This is a genomic window from Mesorhizobium sp. BR1-1-13, assembly GCF_020165515.1.
GTDB lineage: Bacteria > Pseudomonadota > Alphaproteobacteria > Rhizobiales > Rhizobiaceae > Mesorhizobium.
This window is the reverse complement of sequence record NZ_JAIUIH010000010.1, coordinates 145,306-162,487: the sequence shown is the minus strand read 5'-3', so window position 1 is coordinate 162,487 and position 17,182 is coordinate 145,306. Positions and strand designations below refer to the sequence as shown.

17 protein-coding genes and 1 tRNA gene are annotated in these 17,182 nt (G+C 63.5%); 11 read left to right on the top strand and 7 right to left on the bottom strand.

All coding sequences use genetic code 11. The features are described from left to right. Positions 1-69 precede the first annotated feature (69 nt). Positions 70-1,563, top strand: a complete 1,494-nt coding sequence (gene glpK, locus LB533_RS22290) for a glycerol kinase GlpK (RefSeq protein WP_140638224.1) — start codon at positions 70-72, stop codon at positions 1,561-1,563. 41 nt (positions 1,564-1,604) lie between these two features. Further along, positions 1,605-2,075 carry a DUF6882 domain-containing protein gene (locus tag LB533_RS22285; protein WP_140638223.1) on the top strand — a complete coding sequence of 157 codons (471 nt, stop codon included), beginning with the start codon at positions 1,605-1,607 and terminating at the stop codon, positions 2,073-2,075. 98 nt (positions 2,076-2,173) lie between these two features. On the opposite strand, the gene LB533_RS22280 is transcribed toward LB533_RS22285, so the two are convergent. Beyond that, positions 2,174-2,644: a BA14K family protein gene (locus tag LB533_RS22280; RefSeq protein WP_140638222.1), complete on the bottom strand. Its 471-nt coding sequence runs from the start codon at positions 2,642-2,644 to the stop codon at positions 2,174-2,176. 296 nt (positions 2,645-2,940) lie between these two features. On the opposite strand from LB533_RS22280, the gene LB533_RS22275 reads away from it, so the two are divergent. Further along, a tRNA-Lys gene (locus tag LB533_RS22275) sits at positions 2,941-3,016 on the top strand. Between the two features lies 1 nt (position 3,017). Here the strand turns inward: LB533_RS22275 and LB533_RS22270 are convergent. After that, positions 3,018-3,536, bottom strand: coding sequence for a hypothetical protein (locus tag LB533_RS22270; protein ID WP_224678242.1), 519 nt, complete (start codon positions 3,534-3,536; stop codon positions 3,018-3,020). A gap of 137 nt (positions 3,537-3,673) precedes the next feature. Here LB533_RS22270 and LB533_RS22265 point away from each other — a divergent pair, with 137 nt between their 5' ends. The 5 genes from LB533_RS22265 (at position 3,674) to LB533_RS22245 (ending at position 9,858) form a co-directional block, all read left to right on the top strand. Beyond that, positions 3,674-4,732, top strand: a complete 1,059-nt coding sequence (locus LB533_RS22265) for a glycosyltransferase family 4 protein (RefSeq protein WP_140638221.1) — start codon at positions 3,674-3,676, stop codon at positions 4,730-4,732. Positions 4,733-4,777: 45 nt separating this feature from the next. Next, complete coding sequence (locus LB533_RS22260; protein ID WP_140638324.1) at positions 4,778-6,940, top strand: amylo-alpha-1,6-glucosidase; 2,163 nt, start codon at positions 4,778-4,780, stop codon at positions 6,938-6,940. Positions 6,941-7,020: 80 nt separating this feature from the next. Then, positions 7,021-8,790, top strand: a complete 1,770-nt coding sequence (locus LB533_RS22255) for a trehalose-6-phosphate synthase (RefSeq protein WP_140638220.1) — start codon at positions 7,021-7,023, stop codon at positions 8,788-8,790. Then, entirely contained in the window at positions 8,790-9,593 is an 804-nt protein-coding gene (gene otsB / locus LB533_RS22250; protein WP_224678241.1) for a trehalose-phosphatase, read from the top strand. Before LB533_RS22255 ends, otsB begins: the two co-directional genes overlap by 1 nt. 52 nt (positions 9,594-9,645) lie before the next feature. Further along, positions 9,646-9,858, top strand: a complete 213-nt coding sequence (locus tag LB533_RS22245; protein ID WP_224678240.1) for a hypothetical protein — start codon at positions 9,646-9,648, stop codon at positions 9,856-9,858. A gap of 9 nt (positions 9,859-9,867) precedes the next feature. Here LB533_RS22245 and dprA read toward each other — a convergent pair whose 3' ends face one another. Genes dprA through LB533_RS22225 form a run of 4 tightly spaced genes read right to left on the bottom strand, consistent with a single transcriptional unit; the run spans position 9,868 to position 13,895 of the window. Next, a complete protein-coding gene (gene dprA, locus LB533_RS22240; protein ID WP_224678239.1) occupies positions 9,868-11,004 on the bottom strand; it encodes a DNA-processing protein DprA in 1,137 nt (378 codons plus the stop codon). Further along, complete coding sequence (gene plsY / locus LB533_RS22235; RefSeq protein WP_224678238.1) at positions 11,001-11,588, bottom strand: glycerol-3-phosphate 1-O-acyltransferase PlsY; 588 nt, start codon at positions 11,586-11,588, stop codon at positions 11,001-11,003. The genes dprA and plsY overlap by 4 nt, the downstream gene beginning before the upstream one ends. Positions 11,589-11,646: 58 nt before the next feature. Then, positions 11,647-12,933 carry a dihydroorotase gene (locus tag LB533_RS22230; RefSeq protein WP_224678237.1) on the bottom strand — a complete coding sequence of 429 codons (1,287 nt, stop codon included), beginning with the start codon at positions 12,931-12,933 and terminating at the stop codon, positions 11,647-11,649. Continuing rightward, positions 12,930-13,895 carry an aspartate carbamoyltransferase catalytic subunit gene (locus LB533_RS22225; protein WP_140638214.1) on the bottom strand — a complete coding sequence of 322 codons (966 nt, stop codon included), beginning with the start codon at positions 13,893-13,895 and terminating at the stop codon, positions 12,930-12,932. The genes LB533_RS22230 and LB533_RS22225 overlap by 4 nt, the downstream gene beginning before the upstream one ends. A gap of 149 nt (positions 13,896-14,044) precedes the next feature. Between LB533_RS22225 and LB533_RS22220 the strand changes: the two genes are divergently transcribed. From LB533_RS22220 to LB533_RS22210, 3 genes are all read left to right on the top strand, one after another. Then, positions 14,045-15,673, top strand: a complete 1,629-nt coding sequence (locus LB533_RS22220; RefSeq protein WP_224678236.1) for a DNA alkylation response protein — start codon at positions 14,045-14,047, stop codon at positions 15,671-15,673. A gap of 118 nt (positions 15,674-15,791) precedes the next feature. After that, positions 15,792-16,340, top strand: a complete 549-nt coding sequence (locus LB533_RS22215; RefSeq protein ID WP_140638212.1) for a hypothetical protein — start codon at positions 15,792-15,794, stop codon at positions 16,338-16,340. After that, positions 16,340-16,681, top strand: coding sequence for a DUF6105 family protein (locus LB533_RS22210; protein ID WP_140638211.1), 342 nt, complete (start codon positions 16,340-16,342; stop codon positions 16,679-16,681). The genes LB533_RS22215 and LB533_RS22210 overlap by 1 nt, the downstream gene beginning before the upstream one ends. Here LB533_RS22210 and ruvX read toward each other — a convergent pair. Continuing rightward, positions 16,599-17,105, bottom strand: coding sequence for a Holliday junction resolvase RuvX (gene ruvX, locus LB533_RS22205; protein WP_140638210.1), 507 nt, complete (start codon positions 17,103-17,105; stop codon positions 16,599-16,601). The two genes, LB533_RS22210 and ruvX, sit on opposite strands and share 83 nt — an antisense overlap. Between the last annotated feature and the right edge of the window lie 77 nt (positions 17,106-17,182).

Below are 17,182 nucleotides of genomic sequence, written 5' to 3'. Positions count from 1 at the left end.
CCCGTGTGAAATTCAGGGAGGCGGCACGTTGCCGTCTCCCTTCTTTGTATCATGACGGAGGAAGTGCGAATGAATGGCTTTGTCCTGGCAATCGACCAAGGCACGACATCGAGCCGGTCGATTTTGTTCGACCGCGACATGAAAGTCGTCGGCAGCAGCCAGCAAGAATTCACCCAGCACTATCCTGCTTCCGGCTGGGTCGAACATGATCCGGAAGATATCTGGGACAGCGTCGTGGCGACCGTGAAGGGCGCATTGAAGAATGCCGGGCGGGAGGCATCGGACATTGCCGCGCTCGGCATCACCAACCAGCGCGAGACCGTCGTCATCTGGGACAGGGCCACCGGCAAGCCGATCCACAACGCGATCGTCTGGCAGGACCGGCGCACCGCGCCGCTATGCCGGAAGCTGAAGAAGCAGGGATTGGAAAAGACCTTCACCAGGAAGACCGGCCTGCTGCTCGATCCGTATTTCTCCGGCACGAAGATAGCCTGGATGCTGGACAAGGTGAAAGGCGCCAGGAGACGCGCCGAGAAAGGCGAATTGCTGGCCGGCACCATCGACAGTTTCCTGATCTGGCGTCTGACCGGCGGCAAGGTGCATGCCACCGACGCCACAAACGCCTCCCGCACGCTGGTCTACAACATCGAGAAGAATGCCTGGGACGACGAGCTGCTGGCCATCCTGAACGTTCCGGCAAGGATGCTCCCCGAGGTGAAGGACTGCGCCGATGATTTTGGAATCACCCAGAAAAATCTCTTTGGTGCCGAGATTAGGATCCTCGGTGTTGCGGGCGACCAGCATGCAGCGACCATCGGCCAGGCCTGTTTCGAGCCCGGCATGATGAAATCGACCTACGGCACCGGCTGTTTCGCGCTGCTCAACACCGGCGCCGATCTGGTGCGCTCGAAGAACCGGCTGTTGACCACGATTGCCTATCGGCTGAACGGCAAGACCACCTATGCGCTGGAAGGATCGATCTTCATCGCCGGCGCCGCCGTACAGTGGTTGCGCGATGGCATCAAGGTGATCGGCAAGGCCGAACAGAGCGGCAAGCTGGCGGCCGAGGCCGATCCGACCCAGGATGTGTATCTGGTGCCGGCCTTTGTCGGGCTCGGCGCGCCCCACTGGGATGCCGAGGCGCGGGGTGCGATCTTCGGCCTGACCCGCAATTCGGGACCGCCGGAGTTTGCCCGCGCCGCGCTCGAATCCGTCGCCTACCAGACGCGCGATCTGCTCGATGCCATGCGCAAGGATTGGAAGGGTACGGCGGCCAAGACGGTGCTTCGGGTCGATGGCGGCATGGTGGCATCCGACTGGACCATGCAACGGCTGGCCGACATTCTCGACGCTCCGGTCGACCGTCCGACCATTCTGGAGACAACCGCGCTCGGTGCCGCCTGGCTCGCCGGCTCGAAGGCGGGCGTGTGGCCGAAGGCGCGGGAATTCGCCAAGACATGGGCGCTCGACCGGCGCTTCAGACCGGACATGGAACCAGCGGTACGCTCGGCCAAGCTGGCGGGGTGGCGCGATGCTGTTCGCAGGACGCTGAGTGTGCCATAGCAAGGAGCGCAGTGAAAGGCTCGGGCGAGGGGATAACGGGCGTGAAACATCCAGACTGGTATCCAGCGTGGCGCGACGAGGCATTCGACGAGCTGAAGGCCAAGAATACACGCCTGCGCGATTTCCGCCTCGGTAGCTGGTCCCGCTATGACTATGATTTGACGGCGGGCACGCTTCTTTTTTCGGAGGAAGGCGTCGTCAAGGTCGTCGCTGAAATCCAGGTTGCAGGCACCACGAGTGTCGGAGCCAATAATTGGCTCTGGGCCTGGGCAAATTCAAACTTGCCGGGGGAGGTCCTTGACGATGCGAAGCGGGTTCGATCCTTCGGGGAGGAGAACGGCATCGATGATCTGGCTCAGGCTTACGTGACCAATACCGACAACCTCGAGGCGCTCGGCTGGGGACTGGCCGGCGCCACGGTCAGGATTTGCAATGCACTGGGAGCCTACCGTTCCCCGAGCGTCCAAGGGGGTCTGTATTTGATCTTGAAGACCATCAAGTGGGCCAACTGATCACAAACTGTCTGTCGTCTTTCGACCAACCACAGAAAGCCCGCGCCATTTCCGGCACGGGCTTTGACTTTCTATCCTTTGACGAACACTGTCGCCCATCAGTAGGGTGAAATGCACTGCTGGCGCGGGCCGTTATACGGCTGGAACGTGTTGTCGGATGCGCGGTACGAACGGTAACGGTCATAGCACCACTGCACGTGCGAATTGCCTTCGTAGACGCGGTTCCGGTTGTTGGCGATCGCGCCGGTTATCAGCGCGCCAGTGGCGAAAGCAGCAAGCGGGAACCAGAAATCGCCGTGACGGCGATAGCCCGGCCGGTATTCACGGTAGCCGCGATGGCCGTTCCAGTAGGCTCCGCGGTTGTCGCGGTAGAAGTTGCGGTTGCCGCGAAACTCGCCGCGGAAGTTACGGCGCCGCTCCCACGGCCTGTACTGAACGGTTTGGACATCGGACGAGACAGATGCAGGCTGCGGCACATAGGCCGGTGAGGCTTCGACCGGCATGGCGGCCGCGACTGCGAACGAAGCTGACAGTGTGGTCGCCAGCAAACCCGACAGGACTTTGTTCATGATCTTCTCCTTGAAAGGTTGACGTCCCTTGTGGCGGAGGAACGGGTACGCTCGCGAATTGTTCCTGGAAAAGGCAAGTTGCTGATTTGTAATGTTTCTCCGGTTTGGGATCGATGGAGGCCACAGGGTCTTTCGCCTGCCTGGCGAAGGTTCGGCATGTCTTTGCCGAAACGGCCAGCCGGGAGAGCGGGCACGGCGGGTACGCATGGCTTGGTGGCCCGTTTTTTCCGGTTGACCGGTCGAGGCACTCTCCCTATGTTCCGCGCAATTTCGAGGGCGCCGTTTCCAGCCCACGGGAGCGCGTAGCTCAGCCGGTAGAGCAACTGACTTTTAATCAGTAGGTCATGGGTTCGAATCCCATCGCGCTCACCACTCAGTCCCGCGACAAATGCACATTCAGGACAGCGGCCTTTTTGGCGATCAGTCCTTCCAGGTCCGCGTCCGATCGGCTGGTGCCGGTGCGTTCGCGCAGCAGTGAGATCATCGCCCTCATCGATGGCGGGGCGGTTTTTTGCTGAACCAGGATCGCGTCCACCGCACCGGCAACGTCGGGGCCTTCCGCTGGTGCTCTCATGGCCGGGTCCTTTCTGTCCAGCTCCGCCTCGCTACCGCCGACCGACCCTCTGACGCCGCGGTCGAAGACGACGGCCAATCCGTTCTTGACAGCGAGGGCGGCGACCATGTCGTCGAGTTCGTGATCCGAAAAGGAGGGATCGGAAGGCGTGGGTTTCAGGATTCTGTGAATGACCCTGGCGGCCTGGTCCGTCGAAACATAGCCGAAGCGCTGTTTTTTTCTGGCTTCGACATATTGTTCGATGATCATGTCCAGCCGCCGGGCCGCAATGTCCTTCGGTTGCTGCATCGGAACCTCCTCGGGGTGGTCGTCGCGCACGGAACCAGCACCTAAAGAAATAGGGCCGCCCGGGAGAACATCAAACACGAGAGTGACGCATCTGCCGATGGCGGAGGAACGATCGCGCCGCTGATGCATTTTTGCCTGTGACCAGCTTATTGAGGGAACGCAGGCCAATGAAGATCGCCCATATCGCGCCGCTGTATGAATCCGTGCCGCCAAGGCTCTATGGAGGCACCGAACGCATCATCTCCTATCTCACCGAAGCTCTGGTCGGGCTCGGCCACGATGTAACGTTGTTTGCCAGCGGCGATACCAGGACCTCCGCCCGGCTGGTCGCGTGCCGGGAACGGGCGCTGCGCCTCGATCCGCGGCCGTTGAAGTCGGAGATCGCGGCGCATTTGTCGATGCTTGAGGAAGTCAGGAGACAGGCCGACGATTTCGACATTCTTCACTTCCATCTCAGCCACTTCATGCATTTCCCGTTTTTCCGCCATATGCCGGAGCGAACGGTGACGACGCCGCATGGCAGGCTGGACTATGTGGATATGGCGCAGGCCTATGAGCGGTTCCCGCGTTTTCCGATGATTTCCATTTCACGCAGCCAGAGGACGAGGCTCACGTCCGCCAACTGGTTGGCGACCATCCATCATGGGCTGCCGCTCGATCTCTATAGGCCGGATTTTGAAGCCGGCTCCGACGGCACATATCTGGCGTTCCTTGGCAGGATGTCGCGCGACAAGCGGCCGGACCGGGCGATCGAGATTGCCAGGCGCACGGGCCTGAGGCTCAAGCTCGCGGCCAAGGTGGGCGAGGGCGACCGGGCCTATTTCGAGGAGGTCGTCCAGCCGCTGATCGATGGCGATCGCGTCGAATATGTCGGCGAGATCAGCGAGGACCAGAAGAGCAGGTTTCTCGGCAACGCCGCTGCCTTGCTGTTTCCCATCGACTGGCCCGAGCCTTTTGGTCTGGCGGTAATCGAGGCGATGGCCTGCGGAACCCCTGTCATGGCTTGGAGCTGCGGCGCCATGCCCGAGATCATCGATCACGGTGTGACCGGCTTCGTCGTCGAAACCATCGAGGATGCCGTCGCTACCATGCCGGCCCTGCTCCAGCTCGACAGGCGCCGGATAAGGGCCGTTTTCGAAGGACGGTTCTCAGCCGACCGTATGGCGCGCGACTATGTCGCGACCTATTCACAGGCAATCGACACTCAACAAATCCGGGCTTCCTAGTACAGTGCCCCGTTCAGAAACAAGCACGGGACAGTCTTCTTGACCATCACCCAACTTGACGAGCGCAAGCTCGATCCCGCAATAGCCCTGGCCTCCCTGGACGAAACCGCGCCGAGGGAACCGCACCGGCTCTTCGCACTCAAGCATGGCGACTGCTTCGCCGTCGCCGATTCCTATGGCGACATACGCGGTGTGGGCGACGGCTTCTTCCGCGACGACACGCGCGTGCTTTCCGAATTCCGCCTGGCGGTCGGCGGGCGTTCGACATCGCTGCTGGGCGCATCGCTGAGCCAGGACAATGTCCTGTTCACCTCCAACCTGACCAATCTGCCTATAGAGAGCGCCGGCGGCCGTCCCATCCCGCAAGGAGCGATCCACATCGAGCGTGTCAGGCTGCTGTGGGAGGACCGGCTGTATGAGCGCCTGACCCTTTCCAACTACAGCCAGGAACATTCGACCGTCCTGCTTTCGCTGCGCTTCGCCGCCGATTTCCGCGACATGTTCGAAGTTCGTGGCTCGACGCGCGCCAAACGAGGCACCGCCCATACGGCCGAGATGGACCAGAACTCGGTTCTGCTTCGGTATGAAGGCCTGGACAAGGTAGTGCGTACGTCGACGATATCGTTTTCGCAGAAACCCGACGAGTTGACCTCCGACCGGGCGGATTTCTACATTGCCGTCACCAAGCGTAGCCGCAAGACGCTGTATGTGGAGGTCGGCAGCGAGATAGCGGATGTGCCCGACCGCGACCGGTTTCGCGCCGCAGCGGCCCGCGCGCGTTTCGGCATGCGCGCCAAGCGCCGCCATGGTGCGACGCTGCACAGTTCGGGCAGGGTGTTCAACGACTGGATGGAGCGCGCCCGTGCCGACGTGGCGCTGCTCACCACCGAACTCGCGACCGGCCCCTATCCCTATGCCGGCATTCCGTGGTTCTCGACGGCCTTCGGCAGGGACGGCGTGATCTCGGCATTGCAGATGCTCTGGCTCAATCCCGGCCTGGCGCGCGGCGTGCTTGCCTTTCTTGCGCAGCATCAGGCGACCGAAACCTCGCCTTTCAGCGACTCTCAGCCCGGCAAGATCATGCATGAAACGCGCAAGGGCGAAATGACGGCACTGAGCGAGTTGCCGTTCGGCCGCTACTATGGCGGCGTCGACACCACCCCGCTCTATGTTCATCTCGCCTGCGCTTACGCGGACCGCACCGGCGACATGACCTTTATCGACGGCCTGTGGCAATCGCTATGTGCGGCCGCCGAATGGATCGAAGCGGCAAGCGGCCCGACCGGATTCGTCACCTACCGGCGTGCGGCGGAATCGGGCCTCGCCAACCAGGGATGGAAGGACAGTTTCGATTCCGTCTTTCATGCGGATGGTCGCATCCCGACGGGGCCGATCGCACTGGTCGAGGTGCAGGGCTATGTTTTCGCAGCGTTCCAGGGCCTGGCAAAACTGGCCCACCGGCGCGGCGAAACCGAAAGAGCCGAGGGTTGGGAAAGAAAGGCCGAAGAGATCCGCCAGCGGGTTGAGAGCCATTTCTGGATCGAAGAGCTGGGCTATTACGCGCTGGCGCTCGACGGCGACGGCCAGCCTTGCGAGGTGCGCACATCCAATGCCGGGCATCTGCTCTATGTCGGCCTTCCGAATCCGGATCGGGCGCGGATCGTCGCCGATCAGCTGCTGTCGGCTTCTTTCCACACCGGCTGGGGACTGAGAACGCTGGCCGACGACGCGATATTCTTCAATCCCATGTCGTATCACAACGGCTCCATCTGGCCGCACGACACCGCGATATGCGCGGCCGGTCTGGGGCGATACGGCATCCGCGAAGACGTGGTGCGGCTGATGAGCGGAACGTTCGAATCCGCCGTCCATTTCAACATGCGCCTTCCCGAACTCTTCTGCGGCTTCACCCGCGCACCGGGCGAGGCGCCGATCGCGTATCCGGTCGCTTGCCTGCCGCAGGCCTGGTCGGCAGGTTCCGCCTTCATGCTGATGCAGGCCTGTCTAGGCCTCCATATCGACGGCTGGGCCGGCGAAATCCATGTCACAAGGCCACGCCTGCCAATCGGCATCGACAGCCTGGTGATCCGCCATCTCGCGGTGGCGGGCACGGCAGTCGACCTGACGTTCCAGCGGGTAGGGGATCGTGTGGGCGCCTTCCTGGCCGACCGCCATGAAGGATTGGCGCCTTTGATTGTGCGGAGCTGAAAACCGGAACCATACCCGGCCACGTGCGTTGCACAATCACCCCGCGAGAGGCGCGATTCAGGCCGGAGCAATTCACATCAATGGCAGACAACGGTTTCGACTTCCTCCACTCCGCCTCCGCTCTATGGTTCGTCATTCTTGCCAGCCTCTGCGTTTCCCTAGTTGCCTTGGTGATTTCCGCGCTGCGATCCCACCGGACCCCGCTAGGGCCGGCCAATGTCGAGCCTCCACAGGCTCGCGTCGTATTGCGGGAGTTCGAAAAGAATGGCCATTCCGCCGACGCGGCGCTCGTCAACTGGTCGCCCTCTACACTGCGCGAAATCCTGGCGAAGGAACTGCCGGATGCGCAAGTGATCGTCGTCTCCAACCGCGAGCCCTACATTCACAATCTCAGGGATGACAATGTCGACCTGGTTGTGCCGGCGAGTGGACTTGTCTCGGCGCTGGAGCCGATCACCCGTGCCTGCGCGGGAACCTGGATAGCCTATGGCGGCGGCTCGGCGGATCATCTCGTCGTCGACCAGAACGACCGCATAGAGGTTCCACCGGAGAACCCGTCCTATACGTTGCGACGTGTCTGGCTGACCGACGAGGAACAGCAAGGCTATTATCTGGGTTTTGCCAATGAGGGTCTCTGGCCCCTGTGCCACATAGCCTTTACCCGGCCCGTCTTCCGCACGTCCGACTGGGAAACATACGAAGCCGTCAATCGCAAATTCGCCGATACCGTGGTTGCCGAAGCCCGCAACGAGCGCCCGATCGTGCTTGTCCAGGACTATCATTTCGCGCTGCTGCCGCGAATGATCCGGGAACGCCTGCCCGATGCGATCGTCATCACCTTCTGGCACATTCCGTGGCCAAATTCGGAAGTCTTCAGCATCTGCCCCTGGCGGGAAAAGATACTGGACGGCCTGCTGGGGAGCTCGATCATCGGCTTTCATACGCAATTCCACTGCAACAACTTCATCGAGAGCGTCGACCGCTTCCTGGAAAGCAGGATCGAGCGCGAGGATTCGGCCATCTCCTATGGCGGCCAGACCAGCCTGGTCCACGCCTATCCGATCTCGATAGAGTGGCCGCCGGCTCAACTCGGGAAATTGCCTGCCATCGCGCAGTGCCGCGCGCGAATTCGCGAAAAATTCGGGCTGGCGGACAATGTCAGCCTCTGTGTCGGTGTCGAGCGCCTCGATTACACCAAGGGCATTCTCGACCGGTTCCACGCCTTGGACGAACTGTTCAAGCAGCATCCGGAGTGGATCGGCGAGGTGGCGTTCCTGCAGATCGCGGCGCCAAGCCGCGGAACCCTGCCGGCCTACCAGCAACTGTACGAGGAATGCCTGCGCTGCGCGGCGGAGCTGAACGAGCGTTATGGCCGGGACGGCTACACGCCGGTCTTGATGGTGGCTGAACACCATTCCCAGGAGCAGGTCTACGAAATCTACCGAGCCGCCGACGTCTGCATGGTGACCAGCCTCCACGACGGAATGAACCTGGTCGCCAAGGAATTTGTCGCCGCGCGCGACGACGAACAGGGCGTGTTGATGCTCAGCATGTTTGCCGGCGCTTCCAAGGAGCTTCTCGAGGCGCTGATCGTCAATCCTTACGACGCGACGATGATGGCCGAGGCGTTGCTGCAGGCATTGACCATGGTGCCCGCCGAGCAGCGCCAGCGCATGCAGCGCATGCGCGAGATCGTCCGCGACAACAATGTCTATCGCTGGGCGGGCAGCATGCTTCTAGATGCCGCCCGCTTGCGCAAGCGAATCGCGATCGATCCCGCCGGGCCGGGCTCCGTTGCCGCGGCTAATGTGATATCGTTGCTTGATCGAAAACGGGTCGCGGCGCTGTGATGTCGGGATCGGCAAATCTGTCCGTGCCGACCGTCCCGCAAGGCCGATGGGCACTCTTCCTGGACATTGACGGTACGCTTCTCGAACATGCCGCGCATCCGGATGCAGTGGTCGTCGGCGATGCGTTGCGAAGCATGCTGACAAGGCTGGACGAGCGTCTGGCTGGCGCTCTGGCTTTCATTACAGGAAGATCCGTTTCCGCCGTCGACCGGCTCTTCCAGCCGTTGCGCCTGCCGGCCGCGGGTCTATACGGCCTGGAGCACCGGCTTGTCCGTGACGGGCCTGTCCAGGCGGCCGACGAGCCCGCCGACATTGCCGCGCTTGCCGAGGAAATCGAGGCGGAACTGGACAATGTGGATGTCTATATCGAGCGCAAGGGCCCGATCCTGGCCATCCATACGCGTGCGGCGCCGCAGTTGCTGCAACGGGCGACGCAACTGGTCGAACAGGCCCTGGAGCGGCTTCCGCTGGGATATCGGGTTCTTGCCGGCAATGCGGGGGTGGAACTGATGCCGCTCGAAGCGGCCAAGGGAGCGGCAATCAGGCGTTTCTGCGAGTTGCCGGCTTTCCGGGGGCGGGTTCCCGTATTCCTCGGAGACGACACGTCGGACGAGAACGGCTTCGAAGCCGTCAATGAAATGGATGGCATTTCGGTCCGCATCAAACCGCAAGGGAAAACCGTTGCGCGCCACGCGCTGGCCGATGTCGGCGAGACCCTTAACTGGCTCGAATCCCTATGCCACGACCAATCCGGCACGGGCCGGTTTGAGGAGGTGGTCCAGCCCTCTGCCCGGCAGAGCTGAGGCCGCGCAGGGGCATCTTGCATGTTGAAGAACGGGTTCAGGGAGTTGATCAATGGTCCAGTTCACCAGCCTCATTCACGAGATCATGCCCGCGTGGCTCCGACGGCGTTCGCGCCGGCGCATGCAGGACACCGAGACAACTTTCGATCCGTCGCGTCCTGAAGACGCCGACGCGGTCTGGCGAAAGGCCGTCGAGAGGGACCTGTTCGGCGCAAACACGCCCGACTACACCGAGAGCGAACAGAAGAAGCGCGATCACCACTGACGGAGGCTGTCAGCCTTCCGCGAAGACCAGCGAGACATTGCCGCCGGCATGCCGTTCGAGCCGGCCGGCGAGGTCGAGCTCCAAGAGCACCATGAATACCTGGGCCGGATGCAGGCCGGTGTGGCGGATGATCTCGTCGATCGCCACGGGAGACGGGCCGAGCGCTTCTGTCACCCTGGCGCGGTCGTCTTCGCTGGGTGGCGGCCTGGCCGAGAAATCGGGGGGATCTTCAAAGGGCGGCAGTTCGGGGGCCCGCAAACCGGTCAGCGGCGCGATTGCCCTGTGAATGTCGGCGGCTTCGGTGACTAAGGTAGCACCGTCCTTGAGCAGGCCATTGGTGCCGGCGGCGCGTGGATCAAGCGGCGAGCCGGGTACGGCGAACACCAGCCGGCCCATTTCGCCTGCAAGCCTGGCGCTGATCAAGGACCCGGAACGCTGCGCCGCCTCGACCACCACCAGACCGACCGCCGCACCCGCGACAAGGCGGTTGCGGCGCGGAAAATCCTGGGCACGCGGCTGCCAGCCGAACGGCATCTCCGAAATGATGGCGCCGCCGCGCTCGACGATCTCGTCGCACAGGCCGGCATTCTCAGGCGGGTAGGGCAGATCGAGGCCTCCAGCCAGCACGCCGATCGTGCCGGTCGAGAGGCTGCCCTGATGCGCTGAAGTGTCGATGCCGCGCGCGAGGCCGGAGATGATGGCGTAACCGTCGCGGCCAAGGTCGCTCGCCAGCATGCGCGCCATCTTGATGCCGGCGAGCGAGGCGTTGCGGGCGCCGACGATAGCCACCGCAGGCAGCCGGAACACTGCGCCTTCGCCTTTCACCGCCAGCAGCGGCGGAGGATGGTCCATGTTTTTCAACAGGGCGGGATAGTCTGGCTCGCCGATACCGACAAAGCGGGCGCCTGCCCGCCTTGCGGCCTCCAGTTCCGCTTCGGCCTCGGCGATCGAGGGAATGCGGGCGATCCTGCTGGCGCCGCCCGAAATCATCAGTTCCGGCAGCATTTCCAGCGCGACCTCGGCCGAACCGAACCGGTTGATCAGGTCGCGAAAGGAGGCGGGACCTACATTCTGGGTGCGGATCAGTCGAAGCCAGCTCAACCGCTGCCGGTCGCTGAGGCGCGGTCCGGCGACCGGCTTGCTCACTCCTTCGCCCCGATTTTGCCCTCGGTGCCGGCAAGCAGGCGTGAAATATTGGCCCGGTGCTTGATGAAGACGATCAGGCTCATCACCACGAACAATGCGGCAATCTGCGGTGTGCTCAGGAAATAGAGGGCGATCGGCACGGCGACCGCGGCCGTCAGCGCTGCAAGGGAGGAGTAGCGGAACAGGAACGCCATGGCCAGCCAGACGACGGCGAAGATCAGCGCCACCTGCCAGGCAAGGCCGATCAGCACGCCGAGATAGGTGGCGACGCCCTTGCCTCCCTTGAATCCGAGCCAGATGGGGAAGAGATGGCCGAGGAAGGCGCCAAGGCCGGCCCAAGCGCCGAGTTCGGGCGCGAAATGGCCCGCGATCAGCACGGCGATCGTGCCCTTCAGCGCGTCGAGCAGCAGTGTGGCCGCGGCAAGGCCCTTGTTGCCGGTGCGTAGCACATTTGTGGCGCCGATATTGCCGGAGCCGATCTGGCGCACGTCGCCAAGCCCTGCCGCACGGGTCAGCAGAAGCCCGAACGGAATCGAGCCCAAGAAATAGCCGAGCACCAGCGCCGGGATCAGGTTGTAAGTCATTGTTCCCCCCGCATTTCCCCCTGACGGGCTGGATTCGGCGCGATGCGCGGCCGCCAGCTCAGACCGAGAATACTTTGCGGCCCGCCACCAGCGTTTGCAAGACCTTGCCCTGCAGGCGCGCGCCTTCGAAACAGGTGTTTTTCGAGCGCGAGCGAATGCCGCTTTCGCTGACGATCCAGGGTTCATCCAGATCGACAAGCGCAAGGTCCGCGAGAGCGCCTGGCTTGAGCGTGCCGCCAGGCAGGCCGAACAGCCGTGCCGGCGCCGTGGACAAGGTCTCGATCAGCCGCGGCAGCGACACGTCGCCATTGTGGTAGAGCCGCAAGGCGGCGCCCAGCAACGTTTCAAGCCCAATGGCGCCGGCGGCCGCGTCGGCGAAGGGCAGGCGCTTGGTGTCGACGTCCTGCGGATCGTGCGAGGAAACGATGATGTCGATCGTGCCGTCCCTGATCGCTTCGATCATCGCCAGGCGGTCTTCCTCGGCGCGCAGCGGCGGGGTCAACCGGAAGAAGGTGCGATATTCGCCGACGTCGTTTTCATTGAGTGACAGATTGTGGATCGACACGCCCGATGTGACGGTCGCGCCGTCGGTCTTCGCGCGCGCCACCGATGCCGCCGCCATCGCCGTCGATATCTTTGCCGCGTGGTAGGCGCCGCGCGTCAGGCGCGCCAGGGCAAGGTCGCGCTCCAGCGGGATGGTTTCGGCCTCACGCGGAATGCCGGAAAGTCCCAGCCAGCTGGCGTAGAGTCCCTCGTTCATCACGCCCGACGACGCGAGGTCGGCATCCTGGGTTTCGTGCACGATGGTTGCGCCGAAATCGCGGGCATAGGTCAGCGCCCGGCGCATCACCAGCGCGCTGGATATGGTGTGGCGGCCGTCGGTGAAGGCGACGGCGCCGGCTTCTTGCAGCAGGCCGAATTCGGTCATCTCGCGGCCATCGAGGCCCTTGGTGATGGCGGCGGCCGGGAAAATATTCACGATTGCCGTGTCCTTGGCGGTGCGCAGCACGAATTCGACCAAGGCCACATTGTCGATGACCGGATCGGTATCGGGCATCATGACGATCGAGGTGACGCCGCCGGCAGCCGCGGCGACACTTGCCGACGCGATCGTTTCGCGATGCTCGCCGCCCGGTTCGCCGATGAAGACGCGGCCGTCGATCAGGCCTGGAATCACCGCCTTGCCGGCGCAGTCGACGACGGTGGCGCCCTCGGGCGCGCCCTGGTTCAGCGCAGCCTTGCCCGCGGCGGCTATCTTCTTCCCGTCGACGATGACCGTCCCGGTCTCGTCTACGCCGCGCGAGGGGTCGATGATGCGGGCGCGCTCGAAGACCGTGATGCTCATGCGCCGCGGCCCTCGTGGTTGCGGCGCGGATCGAGCAGGGCTTCCATCACCGCCATGCGCACGGCGACACCCATCTCGACCTGTTCCTGGATGACGCTCTGCGGGCCGTCGGCGATTTCCGAAGCGATCTCGACGCCACGGTTCATCGGGCCCGGATGCATCACCAGCGCATCGTCTTTCGCGGCCTTCAGCTTCTCGGCGTCGAGGCCGAAATAGCGGAAATATTCGCGCACCGAAGGCACGAAGGCCCCTTCCATCCGCTCGCGCTGCAGGCGCAGCATCATCACCACGTCGGCATCTTTCAGGCCCTCGGCCATTGAGCCGGTGACGATCACGCCCATCCTGTCGATTCCCGAGGGAAGCAATGTCGAGGGCGCGACGACGCGCACCTGCGCGCCGAGCGCGTTGAGCAGCATGATGTTGGAGCGGGCGACACGCGAATGCAGGATGTCGCCGCAGATCGCCACGATCAGTTTCGACAGGGGACCCTTGGCGCGGCGGATGGTCAGCGCGTCGAGCAGTGCCTGCGTCGGGTGCTCATGCGCGCCGTCCCCGGCATTGACCACGGAGCAGCCGACCTTCTGGGCCAGAAGGGCGGCCGCACCCGCCGACTGGTGGCGGATGATCAATATGTCGGGCCGCATGGCGTTCAGCGTCATGGCCGTGTCGATGAGCGTCTCGCCCTTCTTCACCGAGGAACTCGCCACCGACATGTTCATGACGTCGGCGCCGAGACGCTTTCCGGCCAGCTCGAACGACGACTGCGTCCGCGTGGAAGCCTCGTAGAACAGGTTGATCTGGGTGCGGCCGCGCAGCGTCGAGGTTTTCTTCTCGGATTGCCGCGAGATCGCGACAGCCCGGTTCGCCCTGTCGAGCAGAAGCTCGATGTCGGCGGGGGAAAGGTCGCGGATGCCCAGAAGATGGCGGTGAGGATAGAGTGGCAGGGACGAAGCGTCGGTCATCTCAAGGGGCTGCTATAGGGTGGACGTTCCATGGCTGCAAGCGCCAGCTTTGGATTGCGGCTGTTCTCCCCGGTATTTTCGTCGTGCGCCTTGGGCTATATCTAGCCGATGGCTCCGGATTCGTAGCCGCCTGGCAGTAAGGATGAAGCGTGACCGACGACGTGACGAACCAGCCGCCGCCGCTGACAGGCGGCAACGCCTGGCGGGGCGATCCGTTGCTGATCCAGCTTGCCGAGCGCTTTTCCGATCCGGTGCGCAAGGATCTCGACGGGCTCGGCCGCTTCGTGCTGACGCAGGAGGCCCAGGAACTGGCCCGCCTCGCCAATGTCGAAACGCCGAGGCTCAGGACGCATGATCGCCAGGGCCGGCGCATCGATCTGGTCGAGTTTCACCCCGCCTATCACGCCTTGATGCGCCGTTCCGTCGCCAACGGGCTGCACTCCTCGGTCTGGGAGAACGGCGATGCCGAGATCGGCCGCCGCCATCAGGTGCGCGCGGCCCGGTTCTACCTGACGGCCGAACTCGAGACCGGACATCTGTGTCCCATCACCATGACCAGTGCTTCGCTGGCAGCGCTGATGGCGAGCCCGAAACTGTTCCGCGAGTGGGCGCCGCGCGTGACGACGCGCAAATATGACCAGAGCCAAAAGCCGCCGGTCGAGAAGACCGGGCTTACGCTTGGCATGGGCATGACCGAGAAACAGGGCGGCACGGATGTGCGCGCCAATGTGACGAAGGCCGAGCGCGTCGGCAGCGGCTTCTATCGCCTGACCGGCCACAAATGGTTCATGTCGGCGCCGATGTCGGATGCATTCCTGGTGCTGGCGCAGGCGCCCGAGGGATTGTCTTGCTTCCTCGTGCCGCGCGTCCTTGGCGACGGCTCGGGCAACGGCTTCCGTTTCCAGCGCCTGAAGGACAAGCTCGGCAACCGGTCGAATGCGTCTTCCGAGGTGGAGTTCGTCAACGCCATCGGCGAGATGGTCGGCGAGCCGGGCGCCGGCGTGAAGACGATCATGGACATGGTGACCTTGACCCGGCTCGACTGCGCCGTGGCGTCTTCGGCGATCATGCGGGCGGGTCTGGCCGAAGCCGTTCATCACGCCCGCCATCGCCAGGTGTTCGGCACCAACCTGATCGAGCAGCCGCTGATGCAGCGCGTGCTGGCCGACCTGGCGCTCGACGTCGCCGCTGCCACGGCCCTGTCGTTCCGGCTGGCACGTTCCTTCGACGAGGCGGCGAGCGATCGCGGCGAGGCGGCCTTTGCCCGCGCCATGACGCCGGTCGTCAAATATTGGGTCTGCAAGATCGCGCCGCCGCTGCTCTACGAGGCGATGGAATGCCTCGGCGGCAACGGCTATGTCGAGGAGGCGCCGCTCGCCCGCTATTGTCGCGAAGCCCCGGTCAATGCGATTTGGGAAGGGTCGGGCAATGTCATGGCACTGGATGTGCTGCGTGTGCTTGGCCGCGCGCCGGGCCTGTTCGAGGAGGTGCTTGCCGGCATCGATCGCGACCTGGGCGCGGGCGGACGCGGCACCATCGGTGTGCTGAAGGCGGCGATGCAGGTGGCCGCGACCGACGAAGGCTCGGCCCGCCTGCTGACGGAGCAACTGGCGCTGTCCGCGGCGGCGGCGGAATTGCGCCGGTTGGGGGCAGGGCGGATCGCCGATGCCTTCGTCGAGACGCGGCTGGCGGGCCAGTGGCGCAACACCTACGGCATGCTCGATTCGCGCCATGATGCGCGCATGATCATCGACACGCTTTATCCGCCAACAACCTGAGCAGCAGCCATGGACCACGCCTTGGTCATTCCCCTGCGCCGTTAACCTTAACAAATGGTTTCCGTTGCGAGGGCTGGCGGCAAAGCCCACTGTCGTTCCTGTCGAAGCAGGAATCACGATGCGACAGGTATTGACCTCTTTTCTCGCCTTGCACTGGACGATCGTTTTCGCCCTGCTGGCGATCATCTGCATCGATGGAAACCGCGGGGTGGCCGGGGCGCTTGGCGTGCTGGGCGTGACAATCGAGAGCGCCCGCTTCGTCGATCTCGAAAATGTCGTCGTGGTTGCGCCTCTGGCCACGGCCCTGCTTGTCGTGGCGGTGCTGTTCTTCTGGACCTTTGTCGAGGCGCTGATCAACAATGCCAGCAATCCGGGCGCCGACAGCGTTGCACGCGTCGCCTTCATCTGCGCTTCCGGCGTGCTGTCGCTCATCCTGGTCGGTGGCGCGGCGCAAGGCATCAACGGGCTGTTCCTGGTCGTCGCCGTGCAATTGGCCGCACTTCTGGCCTCCTATGTCGCCATGCTTGCCGAGCGCCGCACGCTGGCCGCATCGGATGAGGTCGAAATCCACGCCACGGCGCACAGCATGGCCAGGGCCGCAGCCCACAATTCCCTGCTTTCGCTGATATCCGGCCGGCCCGAGCCGACCCGGAAGGGAGGCCGCTGATGCGTTACATTTTCGCATTGTGGGCGGCTCCGATGGCGCTTTTCTGGGGCTGGTTCTACCTGTCGCTCAACGACATGAATTTCGGCTACGTCATGCTGAGCCGGCAGTTGCATGATTTCGTCTTCCAACTCTACGGCCAGATGCTCGGCATCGACCCGGCAATCATTCCCGGTATGGTTGGAAGAGCCTGTATATTCGACGGCCTGCTGCTGCTGGCGATCTGGGCGTTTCGCCGCCGCCGTGAAATCATCGGCTGGATCAGGAGGCGGGCGGCGGTTCCGGTGCAGTACGAGCGGCTGCACCGAGCGAGCGAAGCCGGTCCAAAACTCCCTGCAGAATAAAGGCGGCGGCGGCCGAATCGATCTTGCCGGCGCGCTTGGCGCGCGAAAAATCCATCTCGATCAGCGTCCGTTCGGCGGCTACCGTCGACAGCCTCTCGTCCCATAGCAGGAAGGGAAGGTCGCTCAAGGCGGCCATGTTGCGTACGAAGGCGCGCGATTTCTGCGCGCGGGGGCCCTCCGAGCCGTCCATGTTGACCGGCAGCCCAATCACCACCGCGCCGGCATTCTCCTTTTGCAGCAGATCCAGCAGCACGGCCGCGTCGAGCGAGAATTTTCGTCGCATGATGACAGGACGCGGATGCGCGAAGGAAAAGCCACGGTCCGAAACGGCGACGCCGATTGTCTTGTCGCCGAGATCGAGCCCGGCAAGCGTCCTGCCGCCGGCCAGCCGTGCCGGCAATTCCTCGATGGTAATGATAGCCAACGGTTTTCCTTTGACCCGACAGCGCCGTCGCGGCGTTTTGAACACGCGAGGACGCCGTAACACTTTGCTCTTGAGCT